Here is a 19652-nt window from a genome sequence, read left to right on the forward strand (position 1 = left end):
TCTCGCCCAGGATCGTGCGGCTATCGATCTTGCTCGTCACCTGGAAGGAGATCCGGGTCGGGAAGTTCGCCTTGATCGTGCCGGTGATCACGTCGACCGAGGGACGCTGCGTCGCCATGATCAGGTGGATGCCAGCCGCCCGCGCCATCTGCGCCAGCCGCTGGATCGCCCCCTCGATGTCCTTGCCCGCCACCATCATCAGGTCGGCCATCTCGTCGACCACGATCACGATGTAGGGGAGCGGGTTGAGGTCCATGACCTCGTCCTCGTAGACCGCCTCGCCGGTGGTGCGGTCGAAGCCGGTCTGGACGGTCCGGGTCAGGGTCTCGCCGCGGGCTCGGGCCTCTTCGAGGCGCGCGTTGAAGCCGTCGATGTTGCGGACACCGACCTTCGACATCTTCTTGTAGCGCTCCTCCATCTCGCGCACGGCCCATTTGAGGGCGATGACCGCCTTCTTCGGGTCGGTGACGACGGGGGAGAGCAGGTGCGGGATGCCGTCGTAGACCGACAGCTCCAGCATCTTCGGGTCGACCATGATGAGGCGGCACTCTTCCGGCTTCAGCCGGAAGAGCAGCGACAGGATCATGGTGTTGATGGCGACCGACTTGCCCGAGCCGGTGGTGCCGGCGACCAGCAGGTGCGGCATGCGGGCAAGATCCGCGATGATCGGCTCGCCGCCGATGTTTTTTCCAAGGCACAGGGCCAGCTTGTGCTTGCTCTCGACGAAGTCCTCGGACGCCAGCAACTCGCGCAGGAAGACCGTTTCGCGCTTGGCGTTCGGCAGCTCGATGCCGATGGCGTTGCGGCCGGGGACGACGGCGACGCGGGCGGAGACGGCGGACATCGAGCGGGCGATGTCGTCGGCGAGCGCGATGACGCGGCTCGACTTGGTGCCGGGGGCGGGCTCCAGCTCGTAGAGGGTGACGACGGGGCCGGGACGCACGGCCAGGATGTCGCCGCGCACGCCGAAATCCTGCAGCGTCGCCTCCAGCATGGTGGCGTTCTGCTCCAGCGCCTCCGCCGAAACCTCGGAGCCCGGCGCCGCCTCGCGCGGGCGGGCGAGAAGCTCCAGGGCGGGCAGACGGTACTCGCCGGCTTCCGGACGCGGCTCGACCGGGCGCGGTCGCGCCGCCGGGGCCTGCGGCAGCGGGCGCGCGACGCGGGTGGGCGGCTCGACGGCGTCGTCGTCCGCGGCACCGGCGACCGGGGCCGGGCGCGGCGCGGCGGGACCGACGGTCGCGTCGTCGGCGTCGTCGTCCTCCGGCTCGAACCGTGGCTCGCGGCGGCCCGAGGCAGCGCGCTCGCGGGCCTGCGGCGCCCAGGGGGCGTCCTCCGGGTCGGCGAAGGCGCGGCGCGCGGCGAGTGCGGGCGAGGCGCCGGCATAGGCAAGCCCCTCTCCCTCGTCGGCCGGTGCCTGCCAGGTTTCGAGCTTGGTGCGAAGCGAGGCGCGGCCGCGCATCACCGCCTGAGCCAACGCACCGAGGGAGAGGATGCCGAGGCTCGGCTCGTCGGCATTGTGGCGCTCCTCGTGGGAGGCGGCGCGGCCGGCGCGGGGCGCGGGACGCGGCGCGCCGTAGGGCAGCTCCTCGTCCTCCTCGAAATCCGGCTTGGTCACGCGGCAGGCGGCGGTGAGGCTGAGGATGGCGACCGCCGCGAACAGGAAGCCGGCAAAGCTCGCCAGCGGCCCGACCAGCATCCGCGTGCCGGCGAGCAGCGCGTCGCCCGCCACGCCGCCCATGCCGGTGGGCAGCGGCCAGCGGGCGGTGGGCGGCAGCGCGCTCGCGACCGCGCTCGCGCAGAGCACGCCGACGATCCACAGGGCGAGGCGCACGCCGCCATGCGGCAGGTCGCGCTCGCGCATCAGCCGCATGCCCCACAGGACGGGAGGCAGGGCGAGCATAATCGAGCCGAGCCCGAGGAGTTGCATGGCGAGGTCGGCCACGACGGCACCGGGGCGCCCGAGCACGTTGTGCGCCCGTTGGTCGGTGGCGTGGTTGAGGCTCGGGTCGTCGATCGACCACGTCGCCAGGGCGACGGTCAGGGCGACCGCGCCGGTGAAGAGGATCAGGCCGCCGCACTCCGTCAGCCGCTTGGCCAGGAAGGGCCTCAGGCTGTCGACGAAGGTGTCGTAGGGCGACGCGGAACGGCGAAGGGAACGCATGCGCAGACCGGTCCGGTGTCAACGGTCCGGTAAGGCTAACGCGGGGCGGTTAACGGCGGGCTAAGTCTGTCCGACAATGCGGCCGTCCGACCCGTCGCCGGTCGCGTTCTCCCGGGGATCGCGAGGCCCGCTCATAAATGCAGGAAGCCCCGGATCCCTCCGAGGCTTCCCCAATCACGTCCGTGCCCCGCCGGCGGACCGGCGTGGTCCTCAGAAGGTGAAACCGGTCTCGACCAGGTAGCGCTCCTGCGACCGCTTGGTGCCGTCGCGGCCGAAGCCGAAGCCGGGGGTGACGTCGTAGGCCTGCACCGTCGCGAACTCGCCGCGGACGAAGTAGCGGTCCCAGGTGAAGGTCGGCGTGATCGTGAACGAGAAGGCCGAGCTGCCCGGGCCGTAGAGGAGGCTGGTCGCGCTCAGGGTGTCGAAGCGGGTGCCCGACTGCGCGATGTACTCGACACGGCCGGCCAGTCCGAAGTTCTCGTTGAAGGCGTAGCCGGCGAGCAGAGCGCCGCCCCAGGTCTCGCCGCCGATGATCGGGGAGAAGTAGTTATCCTTGCGATCGACGGTGGTGTACTGGAAATAGGGCGTGATGATCCACGGGCCGTTGGCGTAGGTGTAGTTCACGCTGATGATGCTGCTGTTCTGCAGCGAGTTGATCGTCGCGAACTGGAAGCGCGGGCTGCGGGTCGAGGAATCGAAGTCGCTGAAATGCGTGCCGCCGTTGATGCCGATCGTGTTCGAGTCGTCGAGCTTGTAGGTCGCGAAGCCCGTCACCCAGTTCAGCTCGCCGGAATAGAAGCCGTCGTTGACCGAGACCGACGCCGCGAACGGACCGCTCGCGTAGTTCACCTGAACGCCCTGGTTGATGAAGTTCTCCTGGTTGAACACCAGGCCGCGGGAGATGTTCAGGTTCTGGTAGGAGAACAGCAGCTCGGAGCCGATGTTAGTGAACATCCGGCCGGCCTGGATCGACCATTCGTCGTTGATCTGCCACTTGCCGAAGGCCACCGGGACCGGTCCGAACAGCGACTCGGTCTGCTCGAACGAGGAGTAGAGCGGCAGGCCGAGCGCCGGGATCGAGTAGAGGCCGGCATGCACGTAGAACTGCAGCGGGCCGTCCGCCTTCTGGATCCAGCCCTGGAGGTTCGAGAAGTCGACGCGGCCGTAGCGATCCTGCTCGGCGCCCGGGGAGAGGATGCCGAAGGCGTTGGTCTGCGTGTAGGCGAAGCCGGTGATCGCGCCGCCGACATAGATGTCGCCGAGCCCCGTGACGAAGCAGGCCGGATTCGGGTTCGCCTTGATGAGGCCGCCGAAGGTCGGGGTCGAGATCGCCGCCTTGCAATGCTCTTCGACGATGACGGGCGCCTTCGCAGCGGCGGGCATGTCCGCGGCCAGTACTGGAAGCGCGGTGGCGCTCAGCGTGGAAAGCGCCGCGCATGCGGCCAGAAGCTTTGTTTTGATTGTCATTGCGGTCAGCCCCAAATTCGATACGGCCAAGGTGCCGAACTCGCCGCCGCGTCGCAAAATGAAGTTTTGCGCAAGTGCCCAATTTTTAGTCAGTTTCGCGCCGCATCAAGCTGTTGGCTGAAAACGTTGCGCCGAGGCAACATTTTCGGCGGCTCGAAACGTTAACTTTGCCGTCAAAAGCGGTCGCTTCCTTTACGATCGATTTACACATTGAGGCGGTGAAGCCCGGCGCGCCGACGAGCCCCACCCGGTGCGACTCACCTGATCAGCCCACGAAAAAGGCCCCGGCGCGATGCGCCGAGGCCCTTGATGCCGGGTGCCCGCCGGGACGGCGGGCCGCCGCTCAGTAGTTGTAGGCGCGCTCGCCGTGATCGGCGATGTCGAGGCCCTCGCGCTCCTCTTCCTGCGTCACGCGCAGGCCGATCGTCAGATCGACGAGCTTGTAGAGGATCGCCGAACCGATGCCCGACCACAGCAGGGTAAAGCCGACCGCCTTCGCCTGGATGATGAGCTGAGCGACCATGTCGTAGGCGCCGACGGTGAGCTCGCCGGGCTTGGTGGTGTAGTCGGGGATGCCCGCGCCGCCGAGGCTCGGATCGACGAGGATGCCGGTGGCCAGCGCCCCGATGATGCCGCCGATGCAGTGCACGCCGAACACGTCGAGGGAGTCGTCGTAGCCGAGCGCGTTCTTCACGGTCGAGCACATCACGAAGCAGATGCCGCCCGCGACGAGACCGAGGACGATCGAGCCCATCGGGCCGGCGAAGCCCGAGGCCGGGGTGACGGCGACGAGGCCGGCGATGGCGCCCGAGAGCATGCCCAGCAGCGAGGGCTTGCCCTTGGCGGCCCATTCCACGAACAGCCAGGAGACCGCCGCCGCCGCGGTGGCGACGAAGGTGTTGATCATGGCGAGCGCCGTGGTGCCGTTCGACTCGAGGTTCGAGCCGGCGTTGAAGCCGAACCAGCCGACCCAGAGCAGCGAGGCGCCGATCGTGGTCATGGTCAGCGAGTGCGGGGCGAGCAGGTCGCGGCCGTAGCCGATGCGCTTGCCGAGCATCAGGCAGCCGACGAGGCCGGCGATGCCGGCGTTGATGTGCACGACGGTGCCGCCGGCGAAGTCGAGGGCGCCCCACTTGAAGAGCATGCCGGCATCGCCCAGCACCGCATCGTACTCGGCCTTGGCCGCGGCATTGGCCTCGCCACCGGCGGCGGCGAGCTTGCGGGCCGCGTCGGCGAAGACGTCGGGGCCGCCCCAGTACCAGACCATGTGGGCCATCGGGAAGTAGATCAGCGTGACCCAGAGGATCATGAACACGACGAGCGCCGAGAACTTCATGCGCTCAGCGAAGGCGCCGACGATCAGCGCCGGGGTGATCATCGCGAACGTCATCTGGAAGCAGATATAGACGTATTCGGGGATCACGACGCCGTTGGAGAAGGTCGCGGCCACGGTGGTGGCGTCGACGCCCTTGAGGAAGGCCTTGGAGAAGCCGCCGACGAAGTCGTTGAGGCCGCCGCCGTTGGTGAAGGACAGGCTGTAGCCGTAGAAGACCCACAGCAGGCACACGATCGAGGCGATCGCGAAGACCTGGGTGAGCACCGAGAGCATGTTCTTGGTGCGCACGAGGCCGCCGTAGAACAGGCCCAGGCCCGGCACGGTCATCATCAGCACCAGGGCCGAGGAGATCAGCATCCAGGCGGTGTCGCCCTTGTTGGGCACCGGGGCGGCGGCGGCCGCGGGGGCCTCAGGGGCCGGCGTCTGCGCGAGCGACGGCTCGATGAGAAGGAGGCCGAGGGCGGCTCCTCCCAGGCCGAGCGCGAGAAGGTTACGAGGTTTCATGGACAGGAAGCTCCTGATCGCCGTGCGTCAAGCATTGGGGAAAGGGGTGGCGGCGGCGCGGCCGGGCGCGTTCCGCCGGAACGGGTGATGAGCCGTTGGGGTATCGGGGAGGAAACTGATGCGGGACGGGCCCTCAGAGCGCGTCGGCGTCGGTCTCGCCGGTGCGGATGCGGACCGCCTTTTCCAGCGGCATCACGAAGATCTTGCCGTCACCGATCTGGCCGGTGCGGGCGGCCCCCGCGATCGTGTCGATCACGTTGGTGACGAGGTCGGCCGCGACCGCCACCTCGATCTTCAGCTTGGGGAGGAAGCTCACGGCGTACTCCGCGCCGCGGTAGATCTCGGTATGGCCCTTCTGTCGGCCATAGCCCTTGACCTCCGTCACGGTCAGGCCGTGGACGCCGATCCCGGTCAGGGCGTCGCGGACCTCCTCCAACTTGAACGGCTTGATGATCGCCATCACGATTTTCATGGGCGGCGCCCCCTTTGTTCTGCCGTTTCACCGCCGGCCGCGCACCGGCCGAGACCCAGCGGTTCTGCAGGGATCGGAATGACCCTGCGACCGCGCGCCTTCATTCAAGGACCGTGCCAAGCGGAACCATTTTCGGTTTCGTTCTTCTGCCCAGAACGTGAGCGAGCGCTGGCGCCGCGTCGGGCAGCCCCGCCGCAAAGACTGCACATCTGATAGGCAATATGTCTACGCGGTCGGCAAAACACGCGGTTTTCGGCCTCTATCCGGGGCGACGCTGACGGATCAGACCCTCCTGGGCGACAGAGGCGACGAGGTGCCCGGCCTCGTCGTGGAACGTGCCGCGGGCAAAGCCGAGGCCCCCCGAGGCGCTCGGGCTGTCCTGCGAATAGAGCAGCCAGGAATCGGCCCGGAACGGGCGGTGGAACCAGAGGGCGTGGTCGAGGCTCGCCGACTGGATCTCCGGATCGAACACGGTCCGTCCGTGAGGGATCAGCGTCGCGTCGAGGAGCGTCATGTCCGAGGCGTAGGCGAGCACCGCCCGGTGCAGGGCCGGATCGTCGGGCAGAGGCTTCGTCGCGCGCATCCAGACATGGTAGCGGGCGGGCCTCGGCGCGCGGTCGCGATAGCGCTCGGTCTCGACCGGCCGCAACTCGATCGGCCAGGCCTGCGTGAAGTAGGCGAGCATCGGCTCGGGCACGATGCTGCCGCCCTCCCGGACGAGCGTCCGCGCATCCGCCAGATCGGTGGGGCCCGGCACGTCGGGGCGTTCCGCGGCGTGCTCGACGCCCGCCTCCGCGACGTGGAACGACACCGACATGGCGAAGATCGCCCGGCCCTTCTGGATCGCCTTGACCCGGCGGGTGGTGAAGCTGCCGCCGTCGCGGATGCGCTCGACCTCGTAGACGATCGGCACCGCGGGGTCGCCGCCGAGGAGGAAGTAGGCGTGCAGCGAGTGGGGCGGGCGGGACGCCTCGACCGTGCGGGAGGCCGCGACCAGCGCCTGGGCCACCACCTGCCCCCCGAACACCCGCGGCCAGCCGATCCGGGGGCTGACGCCGCGGAACAGGTCGGTCTCCAGCCGCTCCAGGTCGAGGATCGCCAGGAGGGCGTCGACGGGATCGGGCCTGCGGGATTCGGACATGGCGGCTTCTGCGGCTCTGGGCGAAGGGTGATGACAGGTGACGAACGGCCCCAGCTCGGGGCGCGTTCGACGCACATAGCGGCTCGGCCCGGGGATGCCACGCGGGTCCCCGCGCTCCGCCCGCCCGGCCGGGGTGCCTGCGCGCGGCGCGCGGACTATGTGAGACGCTCGAGACGATCCCGGACCGCCCGATCGCGGGCGGCGCCGGAGCCGAGGAAGAGAAGGCCGATGAGCACCACGGATCGCCGTCCCGCAAATCGCCCTGGAACTCGCCGCCTGTTCGTCGCCGGGGCGGGCATCGCCAGCCTCACCCTGGCCGTCGCCCTGAAGCGGACGCACGGCCCGGCCCTCGACGTCGCGGTCTGCGATCCCGGCCTGGAGGCGGGCGCGGCGCGTCACCGCGGGCGCGCCTACGCCGTCGCGGCCGGCCCGCGGCGGATGTTCGAGCGGCTCGAACTGTGGTCCCGGATCGAGCCGGCGGCGGAGCCGATGCGCCGGCTGGTCATCAGCGACAGCCGCGTCGGCGATCCGGTGCGGCCGGTCTTCCTCACCTTCGGCGACGGGACCGAGGCGCGCCGGGACGCCGGCGCGGGCGGCGAGCCCTTCGCCCACATGGTCGAGGCCGAGCCGATGGTGCGGGTGCTGCTCGACGCCGCGCGGGAGACGGGCGTCCGCCTCGTCACCGCGGGGGTCCGCTCGGCCAGCCCCAATCCGCGCGCGACGCACGTGACCCTGAGCGATGGCAGCGAGGAAGAGGTCGCGCTGGTGGTCGCCGCGGACGGGGGGCGCTCCGCCCTGCGCGAGGCCGCCGGCATCGGCTGGGTCGGCTGGTCCTACCCGCAATCGGGCATCGTCGCGACGATCCAGCATGCCCGCGACCACGAGGGCCGCGCCTTCGAACACTTTCTGCCGAGCGGCCCCTTCGCGATCCTGCCGCTCCGGGCGGGGGGCGAACTCGGCCGCCGCTCCTCGATCGTCTGGACCGAGCGCAGCGCCGACGTGCCGGCCCTGCTCGGCGGGGATGCCGCCGAGACGCTGGCCGAGATCGAGCGCCGGTTCGGACCCGAACTCGGCCGCATCGCCCTGGAGCACGGCCCCAGCGCCCATCCGCTGCATCTCGGCATCGCCCGCAGCTTCCGGGCGCCGCGCCTCGCGCTCCTCGGCGACGCCGCCCACGTCATCCACCCGCTGGCGGGCCAGGGACTCAATCTGGGGCTGGCCGGGGCGGCGGCGCTGGCCGAGGCGGTGACCGGCGCCCTGCGGCTCGGGCTCGATCCCGGCGCCGACGCGGTGCTGCGCGACTACGAGCAGGCCCGGCGCTTCGACAGCGTGGCGATGGCGGCGGCGACCGACGGGCTCAACCGCCTGTTCTCCAACGACAGCCTGACCCTGCGCCTCACCCGCGACCTCGGCCTCGGCCTCGTCGACCGGATGCCGGGGCTGAAGCGCTTCTTCATCGGCCAAGCCTCCGCCTCACGAGGCGAGACCCCGCGCCTGCTGCGGGGCGAGGCCCTGTGAGGCTGGGAGGCGCGGGTCGTCAGGCGGCGCGCACCGAGGCCAGGAACCGGTTGACCTCGGCCGAGAGATGCTCGGACTGGCGCGACAGCTCGGAGGCCGAGGACAGCACCTGGGAGGCGGCCGCACCGGTGTTCTCGGAGGCGCGCGCGAGGCCGACCATGTTGCTCGTCACCTCGGTCGTGCCGATCGAGGCCTGACCGACGCTGGACACGATCTCCTGCGTGGCGGCGCCCTGCTGCTCGACCGCCGCCGCGATGGCGGTGGCCACGGCGTTGATCTCGCGCACCCGCTCCGTGACCGAGCCGATCGCCCCGACCGCCTGGCGCGTCGCGCCCTGGATCTGGCCGATCTGCCCCGAGATCTCCTCGGTCGCCCGCGCCGTCTGGCTCGCCAGCTCCTTCACTTCCGAGGCGACGACCGCGAAGCCCCGGCCCGCCTCGCCGGCGCGCGCCGCCTCGATGGTGGCGTTCAGCGCGAGAAGGTTCGTCTGGCTGGCGATGTTCGAAATCAGGCTCACCACGTCGCCGATCTCCGAGACGGCGCCGCTGAGTTCCTGCACGAGCGAGACCGTCCGGTCCGCCTCGTTCACGGCCCGCTGCGCCAGATCCGCCGAGCCGGAGACCTGCCGGCCGATCTCCAGCACGGAGGTGCCGAGTTCCTCGGACGCGGCCGCCACGGTGTTGACGTTGACCGCCGCCTCCTCCGCCGCGGCCGCGACCGCGCTCGACTGGTTGGCGGTCTGGAACGCCGTGGTCGTCATGCTCTCCGCGGTCGCCTGCAACTCGGTGGCCGAGGCGGAGACCATGCCGACGATGCCGCCGACCGCCTGCTCGAAGCTCTCGGCCATCTGCCGCATGCCGGCCTTGCGCTGCTCCTCGGCCGAGGCGCGCGCCCGTTCGCTCTCCTCCTCCAGGGCCCGCGCGCGGATCAGGCTGTTCTTGAAGACCTGGACCGCGTCGGCGATGCGGCCGATCTCGGTGGCCTCGCCCTGGTGCGCGATGCTGACCCCGAGGTCGCCGCCGGCGAGGGCCTGCATCGGCTGCACCACGGAATTGATGCCACGCGAGATGCCGCGGACGATGACGAGGGCCAGACCGACCGAGAGCAGGATGGCGGCCGCGATCGCGCCCAGGACCTGGATCTTGGTCGATGCGTAGGCATCGGTGGCCGCGATTTCGGCCGCCGCCGCGCCGTCGTTGTTGAACTTGATCAGGGATTCGAGCGCCAGCGACGCGCGCCGCCGCGGGGGCACGGCCTCGGCCTCGTACAGGGCGAGGGCCTGCGCCTTCTCGCCCTGCCGCGACAGGCCGACGATCCGTTCGGAAACGCCGACGAAGGCGCGCCATTCCTGCCGGAAGGTCTCGTAGAGCTTGCGCTCCTCCGGCGAGGAGATGAGCGGCTCGTAGGCCGTGGCGGTGGCATCGAGCTTCTTGCCGCGCTGAACGACATCGTTCTCGACCCCGGCGAGGCTCTTCGCGTCGACCGTCAGGACGTGCCGGAGAAGGCTGGTGTTGTAGCGGCCGGTCAGCGCATCGATCTCACCCGCCGTGCGGACGCTCGGGAGCCAATTCCGCTCGATGGTCTGAAGATGGCCGTTGATGAGAGACAGACCGCCGAGGCTCAGTGCTCCCAATCCGAGCACCACGACCGTGAGGATCGTGAAGCTTCCGATCAGCCTCGAACGAATTGAGAGGTTCCTGACAGCCACGGCATAGCTCCCGACCCGACGCGAATTACATATGTTTGTCGGCCGGTGGAAATCTTTACCCTGAAATTGCTAATCCATAGTCACCGACGACGGCGGGGGATTAGAACTCGACCTGCGTCCAGTCATTTAATGTCCCTGAGGCGCATCCTCCTCTCCCCCTGGCGTTCGCATCGTTGGCTCATCGTCCGACCGAGACCGTGCGCCGCTCGGGACGAGGCCGGATCCGGTCGTTCCGGGCAAGCCGGCCTCCGGCATCCGCGAGAGCCGGTCCGAGGGCGGCGCGAAGCGGGACCGTGCCGCGGGAGAGCCATCGGCGCCCGCCGCGGAACCGGCTCGACTGCATTTGCGGCCACCCGGTTTTTCGTTCATGTAGCGGCACCGCGTGCCGGGCGTCTCCCGAGCGCGCCGATCTGCCACCCGAACGCATCGGGACTTTGAACCTATGGCCACACCGGAATTCGACCTCGGCGACATCAAGCGCCGCATGCAGGGCGCCGTCAGTTCTCTGAGCAAGGATCTGGGATCGCTGCGCACCGGCCGCGCGACGCCGAGCCTGCTCGATCCGATCCAGGTCGAGGCCTACGGCGCGTCGATGCCGATGGCCCAGGTCGCCACCGTGAGCGTCCCGGAGCCGCGCCTGCTCTCGATCTCGGTCTGGGACCGCTCGATGGTCACCAATGTCGAGAAGGCGATCCGCGAATCCGATCTCGGCCTGAACCCGATGACGGAAGGCCAGACCATCCGCCTGCGCATCCCCGAGATGAACGAGCAGCGCCGCAAGGAGATGGTCAAGGTCGCGCACAAATACGCGGAGGAAGCCCGCGTCGCCGTGCGCCACGTGCGCCGCGACGGCCTCGACATCCTCAAGAAGCTGGAGAAGGACGGCGCCATCAGCCAGGACGACGAGAAGCGTCAGGCCGGCGACGTGCAAAAGGCCACCGACGACGCGATCGGCGAGATCGACGGCGTGCTGGCCTCGAAAGAAAAGGAGATCATGCAGATCTGACGCCTCCGGCCTGCATCGTAAGGGAAGGATGGCGGGCCGTGCCGGGCCGCAGCGGCAAGGGGCAGCCAGGGAGGCCGTCGAGGGTGCGCCAGGAGGGGGAGGCTGCGGTGGTTCGCTCGGAAGGCGCGCGGCAGATCGGGGAGGCGGCGGGCGCCGCCCCCGAGGGCGCGGCGCGGCCCGCGCCGCGGCACGTCGCCATCATCATGGACGGCAACGGCCGCTGGGCCGCGAGCCGGGGCCTGCCCCGCTTCGAGGGCCATCGCCGCGGCGTCGAGGCCGTGCGCCGGGCGGTGCGCTCCGCCATCACCCTCGGCATCGGCTACCTCACGGTCTACAGCTTCTCCTCCGAGAACTGGCGCCGGCCGGCCTCGGAGATTTCCGAGCTGATGGGCCTGCTCAAGCTGTTCGTGCGCGGCGACCTCGCCGACCTCCACGCCAACAATGTCCGCGTCCGGGTGATCGGCGACCGGGCGGATCTCTCCCCCGACATCGCCGGGCTGCTCGACGAGGCGGAGACCCGCACCCGCGCCAATACCGGCTTGACGCTCGTCGTCGCCTTCAACTACGGCGGCCGCCAGGAGATTCTGCGCGCGGTGCGGCGCATCGCGTCCGCCGTCGCGGACGGGCGGCTGCGGCCCGACGAGATCGAGCTGTCGACCGTCACGGACGCCCTCGACACCGCCGGCATCCCGGACCCGGACCTCGTCATCCGCACCTCCGGCGAGCAGCGGCTCTCGAACTTCCTGACCTGGCAGACGGCCTACACCGAGTACGTGATCGAGCCGGGCTTCTGGCCGGATTTCGACCACGACGCCTTCCTCGCCGCCGTCAGCGAGTATCACCGCCGCGACCGCCGCTTCGGCGGCCTCAGCGCCGGGGCCGGGTGATGGCGCGGGACGAGGCGGCCCCCCCCGCGCCGGCCCGGCGGGCGCCCTTCGCCAACCGCGAGTTCGGCCTGCGGGTGGCCTCGGCCCTGGTGCTCGGCGCGGCGGTGCTCGGCAGCCTGGTGATCGGCGGCTGGGCCTTCGCCGCGGTCTGGCTCATCGCCGGCGTCGTCGGCGCCGCCGAGTGGCTTGCCATGACCCGCTCCGAGCCGCTCCTGCCGCTGCTCGGCCTGACCGGCGCGACGCTGTCCGCCGTGCTCGCGGCCGTGCTCCTCGGCGCCCCCCTCTGGGTGCCGCTCCTCATCCTGCTCGCCGGAAGCCTCGGCCTGTTCGCCCTCGGCCACGGGCCGGGCCGGCGCAAGCCGATCTGGGGCCTCGTCGGCGGCGCGGTGGTCGCCCTGGTGCCGACGCTGCTGCGGATCGATCCGGCGATCGGCGTGGTCGGGCCGGCCTGGATGTTCGCGGTGGTCTGGTCCACCGACAGCGTCGCCTACTTCACCGGCCGCCTGATCGGCGGGCCGAAGCTGATGCCGCGGGTCAGCCCGAAGAAGACGTGGTCCGGCGCGCTCGGTGGCCTCGCCGCGGGCGTCGTCGGCGGAACCGCGACCCTGCTCGTCGCCCGCGGGCAGGGCTGGGACGCCCTGCCCGGCCTCACCCCCGCCCTGGTCGCGGCGCTGAGCGGGCTCGCCTCGGTCCTGTCGATGGGCGGCGACCTCGTTGAGTCCGCCCTCAAGCGGCGCTACGGCGTCAAGGATTCCGGCCGCTCGATCCCCGGCCATGGCGGCGTCATGGACCGGCTCGACGGCTTCTTCGCCGTCGCGCTCCTCGCCGGCCTGTGCCTCGCCGCCCAGCGGCTCCTGACTGCCTGAACGGAACTGATCCCGTGAGCCTCACCGTCACCGTCCTCGGCGCCACCGGCTCGATCGGCCGCTCGACCACGGACCTCCTGTCCCAGCACGCCGGCCGCTTCCGCGTCGGGGCGCTGGTCGGCGGCAAGGACGCCGCGGCTTTGGCCAAGCTCGCCCTGGAGCTGAAGCCGGATTTCGCCGCGCTCGCCGACGCGAGCGCCGGCCCGGCCCTGGCCGAGGCCCTGTCGGGCTCCGGCATCCCGAACGGGGCCGGCGAGGGCGCGGTGCTGGAGGCGGTCGCCCGCGACGCCGACATCGTCGTGGCGGCGGTGAGCGGCGCGGCGGGCCTCAAGCCCACCCACGCCGCGCTCCGGCTCGGGCGCACCATCGCGCTCGCCAACAAGGAGAGCCTCGTCTGCGCCGGCGACGCCTTCATGCGCGACGCCGAGCGCTACGGCGCCCGCATCCTGCCGGTGGATTCCGAGCACAACGCGCTGGCCCAGGCCATGGGCGACGGCCGCGTCGCCGACATCGCCAAGATGACGCTCACCGCCTCGGGCGGCCCGTTCCGCACCTGGACCCGCGAGCGCATCGCCGCCGCGAGCCCGACCGAGGCCGCCGCCCACCCGACCTGGTCGATGGGCATGAAGATCAACATCGATTCCGCCTCGCTGATGAACAAGGGGCTGGAACTGATCGAGGCCCACCACCTCTTCGCCATCGAGGCGGCGCGGCTCGACGTCATCGTCCACCCGCAATCGATCGTGCACGGGCTGATCGCGTGGCGCGACGGCGCGGTCACCGCAGGGCTCGCCATGCCCGACATGCGCGTGCCGATCGCCCATTGCCTCGGGCTCGGCGACCGCCTCGAGATCGCCCGCGGCCGCCCCCTCGACCTTGCCGCCACCGGCAGCCTCACCTTCGAGCCGGCGGACGAGGCGCGCTTTCCCTGCCTGCGCGTGGCACGGGCCGCGCTCGCCGAGGGCGGCGCCGCGCCGACCGTCATGAACGCCGCCAACGAGATCGCGGTCGCCGCCTTCATCCGCGGCGCGATCCCGTTCTACGGCATCGCCGAACTCGTGGAACGGGCGGTCGAGCACTTCGCCGCCGAGCATCGCCGGGCGCCGGAGGATGTCGAGGAGGCGCTTGCCATCGACGCGCAGGTGCGCGCCTGGAGCCTCGAAGCGGTGCCCGCGACCCGCGCCGCGGGCTGAAGCGCGATTGGCCTTGACGAGGCAAGGTCGCGGCAGGCTCCGTGCGAGGAGCGGACAGCTGCTCGATAGACGGCCGAAGCGCTTGGGTTTATGAACCGAGATGCCGACCGTTCTCAGGATCGGGGCCTTCCGCATCGTGATCTACCCGAACGATCATCGGCCCGCGCACGTCCACGCGATCGGACCCGACGGGGAAGCCGTCTTCCTCCTGAACTGTCCCGACGGACCGACCGCGATCCGTGAGGTCCGCGGCCTGAGCTTCCGGGACGCGCAAGCCGTCGCACGTGAACTCGATGCGCGGGTGCCGGCCCTCTGCGCCTCGTGGGAGACGATCCATGGATGACGCCGCATTCCGCCTCGCAGAGGCCCGCGGACGTGAGACCGCGAGCGGTCCCGTCGCCGTGTCGGCCCGCTACCTCCCGAACCGCCGGACACTCGTGGTCATTCTCTCGACCGGCGTGGAGGTGCGCGTTCCCGTGGATCTGGTCGAGGGGTTGGCGAAGGCGACCTCGGCGGATCTGAGCGAGATCGAGGTCACGCCGGCCGGGACCGGGCTCCACTTCCCCCGCCTCGACGCCGACGTGTTCGTGCCTGCGCTCGTGACCGGCATCACCGGTTCGCGCTCCTGGATGGCGCAGCAGCTCGGGCGCGCCGGCGGAAAGGCACGAACGGAACCGAAGATCGGCGCCGCCCGCGCGAACGGTCGCCTCGGAGGGCGACCGCGCAAGGTGAGCTGAAGCCACCTCCCCCGGCCGCGGCACGATTTGCCGCCGCGCAGGCCTCCGATTGGGCTGAGCCGTTGACGTATTCCATACGGACATGCGTTACGCCGTGTCGGCGGTCGGCTTGCGCCCGGAATTCCGGCCGGGCTTGTCGGGGACGGGTGATCCGGCCCCACCGGACGCCGGTGCGATTAGACCTCGCACTCGGACGTGAGGCGTGCGACGATCCGCGACTTGCCTGCCGTGAGGCCGCTCTGTCAGGGCGGGCGGTCAAGACCGGGTTCGCGCACGACGTGCACGGATCTTCGACGCGTAACGCGGCCTGAAGGATGATGGCCATGGAATTCTTGAGCGGCATGGGCGGCAACGCGGCCGGCTTCTTCGGCGCGGTGATCCCGTTCCTGATCGTGCTGACGATCGTCGTGTTCGTCCACGAGATGGGCCACTTCCTGGTCGGGCGCTGGTGCGGGGTCGGCGTGACCGCCTTCTCCATCGGCTTCGGCCCGGAGGTCGTCGGCTTCACCGATCGGCGGGGCACCCGCTGGAAGCTCTCGGCGATTCCGCTGGGCGGCTACGTGAAGTTCGTGGGCGACGCCAACGGCGCCAGCGTGCCCGATCCGGAGGCGGTCGCCCGCATGAGTCCGCACGAGCGGGCGATCAGCTTCCCGACCCAGCCGGTGGCCAAGCGCGCGGCCATCGTCGCCGCCGGCCCCGTCGCCAACTTCATCCTCGCCATCGCGGTGTTCGCGGGCGCGATCTATTTCAGCGGCCGCTACGAGACCCCGGCCCGCGTCGAGGCGGTGCAGCCGAACAGCGCCGCCGCGCGGGCGGGTTTCCAGCCCGGCGACGTGATCCGCACCATCGACGGCGCGCCGGTGAAGACCTTCAACCAGATGCAGCGCGTCGTCTCGTCCGCCGCCGGCTCCTCGCTGACGGTGACCGTGGATCGCGGCGGCCAGGTCCAGACCCTGACCGCCGTGCCCGACATGATCGAGGAGCGCACGCCCTTCGGCCGTCACCGCTTCGGCCGGCTCGGCATCAACGGCCCGAACGCCAGCGCGGCCAAGCTGGTGCATTACGGCCCGCTCGAATCCCTCCAGCTCGGCGTCCACGAGACGGCCTTCGTGGTGGAGCGCACCTTCGACTACATCGGCAAGCTCGTCACCGGCCGCGAATCCGCCGACCAGCTCTCCGGCCCGATCGGCATCGCCCGGGTCTCGGGCGAGGTCGCCCGCGTGGGCGGCGTCGGCGGGCTGATCGGTCTGGTCGCGCTGCTGTCGGTCTCGATCGGGCTCCTCAACCTGTTCCCGATCCCGCTCCTCGATGGCGGGCACCTGATGTTCTACGCCTTCGAGGCGGTGCGCGGCCGCCCCCTGAGCGAGCGGGCGCAGGAGATCGGCTTCCGCATCGGCCTCGCCTTCGTGCTGATGCTGATGCTGTTCGCGGCCTGGAACGACATCCTCAACCTGGGCGCCTCGCTGAGCCAGCGCGGCACCTGACGCCCCGGCCCCTCCCGTCTCCGAATCAACGGCCCGGCGCCCCCGCCGGGCCGTTCGCGTTCGTGGTGAACGCCGGCCTAACGCGATCGGGACAGGCGCCGGAAAGTCGTGTTCGCGACCATATTTACGCCCTATTCACGCTAATCTCAGAACGATCGTAAAGGCGTTCCGCCGTTAAGTGGCGCGAAGGCCACGACCCCCCAAAATCCCGGTCTATCGGACGACCCTCGCGTTTGCTTCGTAGGGGAATCCCGATACAAGCGTGGCTGGGACCAGAGGGCGGCGAGCCTTAAGGGCGGCTGCCTGCGGGTGCGAACCCGTGCTGAGATAAAAAGAGACGGGCGATTACATGATGTCGATGACGGGAAAGCGCCGGCGAAAGTCGGCGGAGCGTGCCATCGTTCTGGTCGCCACCGCCGCCAGCGTGATCCTCGGCGGCGCGGCCGCACAGGCGCAGCAGATCGTCGTCGAAGGCAACCGCCGTGTCGATGCCGACACGATCCGCTCCTACGTCACCGGCACCGCCTCCGGCTCGCCCGAGGAAGCGCGGCGCAACCTTCTCTCCACCGGTCTCTTCTCCGACGTGCAGGTCTCGGGCCGCGGCGGCACCACCGTGGTGCGCGTGCGTGAGAACAACGTGGTCGGCCGCGTCTTCTTCGAGGGCAACAAGAAGATCGAGAAGGGCACGCTCGAGAGCGTCGTCGAGACCAAGGACCGCGGCGCCCTGAGCCCGGCGGTGGTCGCCGCCGACGTGGAGCGCATCCGCGACGTCTACAAGCGCTCGGGCCGCGGCACCGCCAAGGTGAGCTACCGCCTCGTCGACCTGCCCACCGGCCGCTCCGACGTCGTCTTCACCATCGACGAGGGCGACAAGACCGGCATCCGCGCCATCAACTTCGTCGGCAACAGCGCCTACTCGGAATCGACCCTGAAGGGTCTGATGACCTCCTCCGAGATGAACTTCCTCTCGTTCATCAAGACCTCCGACGTCTACGATCCCGACCGCATCTCGTCCGACCTCGACATCGTCCGCCGCTACTACCTCAAGAACGGCTACGCCGATTTCCGCGTCGTCAACGCCGATGCCCGCTACGTCGAGGCCGGCGACGAGACCGGCTGGGTGATCACCGTCACCGTCGAGGAAGGCGAGCAGTACACCGTCGGCGCCGTCGCCGTTGATCCGCGCATCGCCGGCATCGACCGCGAGGCCCTCGACGGCCAGATCCGCGCCCAGGTCGGCGACGTCTACAACGCCGAGGACGTCGAGAAGACGCTCGTCGGCGTCACCAACGAGGTCAACCGCCAGGGCTATCCCTTCGCCCAGGTGCGCCCCACCGGCCAGCGCGACCGCGCCACGCATCAGGTCGCCCTCGGCTTCGTCGTCGAGGACGGTCCGCGCGTCTACGTCGAGCGCATCAACATCCGCGGCAACACCCGCACCCGCGACTACGTCATCCGCCGCGAACTCGACCTGACCGAGGGCGACGCCTACAACCGCGTGCTGGTCGACCGCGCCGAGCGCCGCCTGAACGGCCTGGGCTTCTTCAAGAAGGTGCGCTTCTCCAACGAGCCGGGCTCGTCCCCGGACCGGGTGGTCGTCAACATCGACGTCGAGGATCAGCCCACGGGTTCGTTCTCGGTGGCGGGCGGCTACTCCACCCAGGACGGCATCATCGGCGAGGTCTCGGTCTCCGAGTCGAACTTCCTCGGCCGCGGCCAGTACGTGCGCCTCGCGGTGCAGGGCGGCCAGTACGCCCGCGGCATCGACTTCTCGTTCACCGAACCGTACTTCCTCGGCTATCGCCTGGCCGCCGGCTTCGACGCCTTCTACAAGTACTCCGACCTGACTCGGTACTCGCGCTACGAGACGACGGTCTACGGCGGCCAGCTCCGCCTCGGCCTGCCGATCACCGAGGAATTCGGCGTCACCTTCCGCTACTCGGTCTACAACACCGAGCTGCGCGTCCCGAACACCATCAAGCGGCCCTACAACGACTGCTCGGTGGCGATCCCCGGCTACACCGCCCTCAACCCCGCCGGCACGATCGATCCGTCGAGCGGGCGTGACGTGGGCGGCCTGCCGGCCTACCCGAACTGCGCCTTCGACGGCGAGGCCTCGATCGCCCTCAAGGGCCAGCAGGGCAGCGTGCTGACCTCGCTGGCGGGCGTGACGCTCGCCTACTCGACCCTCGACAACCTGCAGCGGCCGACCAACGGCTTCTACGGCGAACTGAAGCCCGACATCGCCGGCATCGGCGGCGACTCCAAGTTCTTCCGCGTGACGGGCGACGCCCGCTACTACAAGGAGATCTGGGAGGACGTGGTCGGCTTCGTGCGGCTCCAGGGCGGTCACATCTCGGCGCTGGACAACCAGCCGCTGCGCATCACCGACCAGTTCTTCCTCGGCCCGTCGCTGGTCCGCGGCTTCGCCCCGAACGGCCTCGGTCCGCGCGACGTCGGCATCGCCGACGCCCGCTCCAACGCCATCGGCGGCACCACCTACTTCGGCGCCACGCTCGAAGTTCAGTTCCCGATCTGGGGCCTGCCGCGGGATCTCGGCCTGAAGGGCGCGGTCTTCGCCGATGCCGGTACGCTGTTCGGCTACGACGGCCGCCGCAACTTCGACGTGAACGGCGACAACTTCATCAACGGCTTCGCGCCGGGATCGGGCTGCAACTACACGAACTTCGGCGCCAACGCGATCAAGGTCGAGCCCGAGTGCGTGAACGTCCGCGACAAGCCGACGATCCGTTCCTCGGTCGGCGCCTCGATCCTGTGGAACTCGCCGCTCGGCCCGATCCGCTTTGACTACGCCTACGCGCTGTCCAAGGACGAGGGTGTCCAGACGGCTCTGGGCAAGGTCGGCAAGGACCAGACCCAGGCGTTCCGCTTCTCCGGCGGCTCGCGCTTCTGATCCCCGACAGGCTCGCTTGAGAGAGCCGTGGGGGGGCGGGGGGGGGGGGGGGGGGGGGGGGGGTTGGGGGGGGGGCCCCCCCGCGGGGGGGGGGGGGGGGGGGGGGGGCGGGGCCCGGGGGGGGGGGGGGGGGGGGGGGGGGGGGGGGGGGGCGGGGGCGCGGGGGGGGGGGGGGGGGGGGGGGGGGGGGGGGGGGGGGGGGGGGGGGGGGGGGGGGGGGGGGGGGGGGGGGGGGGGGCGGGGGGGGGGGGGGGGGGG

General features: G+C 70.5%; 16 protein-coding genes. 10 read left to right on the plus strand and 6 right to left on the minus strand.

Features of this window, described 5'->3' with window-relative positions; genetic code table 11:
• Together ABS772_RS00010 and ABS772_RS00015 are read right to left on the minus strand one after the other, a co-directional pair.
• Positions 1-2161 (minus strand): DNA translocase FtsK (locus tag ABS772_RS00010; protein WP_350391572.1); only part of this gene is annotated, 2161 nt, incomplete at its 3' end.
• Positions 2162-2371: 210 nt separating this feature from the next.
• Entirely contained in the window at positions 2372-3628 is a 1257-nt protein-coding gene (locus ABS772_RS00015) for an outer membrane beta-barrel protein (RefSeq protein WP_350391573.1), read from the minus strand.
• On the opposite strand from ABS772_RS00015, the gene ABS772_RS00020 reads away from it, so the two are divergent.
• Entirely contained in the window at positions 3570-3749 is a 180-nt protein-coding gene (locus tag ABS772_RS00020) for a hypothetical protein (protein ID WP_238255295.1), read from the plus strand. The two genes, ABS772_RS00015 and ABS772_RS00020, sit on opposite strands and share 59 nt — an antisense overlap.
• 222 nt (positions 3750-3971) lie before the next feature.
• On the opposite strand, the gene ABS772_RS00025 is transcribed toward ABS772_RS00020, so the two are convergent.
• From ABS772_RS00025 to ABS772_RS00035, 3 genes are all read right to left on the minus strand, one after another.
• Positions 3972-5468 (minus strand): ammonium transporter, encoded by a 1497-nt coding sequence (locus ABS772_RS00025; protein WP_350391574.1) that lies wholly within the window; start codon positions 5466-5468, stop codon positions 3972-3974.
• A 133-nt stretch (positions 5469-5601) separates the two neighbouring features.
• Entirely contained in the window at positions 5602-5940 is a 339-nt protein-coding gene (locus tag ABS772_RS00030; protein ID WP_026105669.1) for a P-II family nitrogen regulator, read from the minus strand.
• A gap of 259 nt (positions 5941-6199) precedes the next feature.
• Complete coding sequence (locus tag ABS772_RS00035) at positions 6200-7081, minus strand: acyl-CoA thioesterase (protein ID WP_350391575.1); 882 nt, start codon at positions 7079-7081, stop codon at positions 6200-6202.
• 228 nt (positions 7082-7309) lie between these two features.
• Between ABS772_RS00035 and ABS772_RS00040 the strand changes: the two genes are divergently transcribed.
• Positions 7310-8599 carry an FAD-dependent monooxygenase gene (locus ABS772_RS00040; RefSeq protein WP_350391576.1) on the plus strand — a complete coding sequence of 430 codons (1290 nt, stop codon included), beginning with the start codon at positions 7310-7312 and terminating at the stop codon, positions 8597-8599.
• Between the two features lie 19 nt (positions 8600-8618).
• On the opposite strand, the gene ABS772_RS00045 is transcribed toward ABS772_RS00040, so the two are convergent.
• On the minus strand, positions 8619-10307 hold the full coding sequence (locus tag ABS772_RS00045; protein WP_350391577.1) for a methyl-accepting chemotaxis protein: 1689 nt from the start codon (positions 10305-10307) through the stop codon (positions 8619-8621).
• 442 nt (positions 10308-10749) lie between these two features.
• Here ABS772_RS00045 and frr point away from each other — a divergent pair, with 442 nt between their 5' ends.
• The 8 genes from frr to bamA all read left to right on the plus strand — a co-directional run bounded on the left by frr (position 10750) and on the right by bamA (position 19394).
• Positions 10750-11313: a ribosome recycling factor gene (gene frr / locus ABS772_RS00050; RefSeq protein ID WP_350391578.1), complete on the plus strand. Its 564-nt coding sequence runs from the start codon at positions 10750-10752 to the stop codon at positions 11311-11313.
• A gap of 107 nt (positions 11314-11420) precedes the next feature.
• On the plus strand, positions 11421-12200 hold the full coding sequence (locus ABS772_RS00055; RefSeq protein ID WP_350391579.1) for an isoprenyl transferase: 780 nt from the start codon (positions 11421-11423) through the stop codon (positions 12198-12200).
• A complete protein-coding gene (locus ABS772_RS00060) occupies positions 12200-13066 on the plus strand; it encodes a phosphatidate cytidylyltransferase (RefSeq protein WP_350391580.1) in 867 nt (288 codons plus the stop codon). The genes ABS772_RS00055 and ABS772_RS00060 overlap by 1 nt, the downstream gene beginning before the upstream one ends.
• 14 nt (positions 13067-13080) lie before the next feature.
• Positions 13081-14259 carry a 1-deoxy-D-xylulose-5-phosphate reductoisomerase gene (gene dxr / locus ABS772_RS00065; protein WP_350391581.1) on the plus strand — a complete coding sequence of 393 codons (1179 nt, stop codon included), beginning with the start codon at positions 13081-13083 and terminating at the stop codon, positions 14257-14259.
• 100 nt (positions 14260-14359) lie between these two features.
• Positions 14360-14602, plus strand: a complete 243-nt coding sequence (locus tag ABS772_RS00070; RefSeq protein ID WP_350391582.1) for a DUF4160 domain-containing protein — start codon at positions 14360-14362, stop codon at positions 14600-14602.
• On the plus strand, positions 14595-14996 hold the full coding sequence (locus tag ABS772_RS00075) for a DUF2442 domain-containing protein (RefSeq protein WP_350391583.1): 402 nt from the start codon (positions 14595-14597) through the stop codon (positions 14994-14996). Before ABS772_RS00070 ends, ABS772_RS00075 begins: the two co-directional genes overlap by 8 nt.
• Positions 14997-15319: 323 nt before the next feature.
• Positions 15320-16480, plus strand: a complete 1161-nt coding sequence (gene rseP, locus ABS772_RS00080; RefSeq protein WP_238255288.1) for an RIP metalloprotease RseP — start codon at positions 15320-15322, stop codon at positions 16478-16480.
• Positions 16481-16829: 349 nt separating this feature from the next.
• Positions 16830-19394 carry an outer membrane protein assembly factor BamA gene (gene bamA, locus ABS772_RS00085; protein WP_238255289.1) on the plus strand — a complete coding sequence of 855 codons (2565 nt, stop codon included), beginning with the start codon at positions 16830-16832 and terminating at the stop codon, positions 19392-19394.
• The last annotated feature ends 258 nt before the right edge of the window (positions 19395-19652 follow it).

The sequence above is a fragment of the Methylorubrum podarium genome (genome assembly GCF_040270385.1).
In the GTDB taxonomy this organism is placed as follows: domain Bacteria; phylum Pseudomonadota; class Alphaproteobacteria; order Rhizobiales; family Beijerinckiaceae; genus Methylobacterium; species Methylobacterium podarium.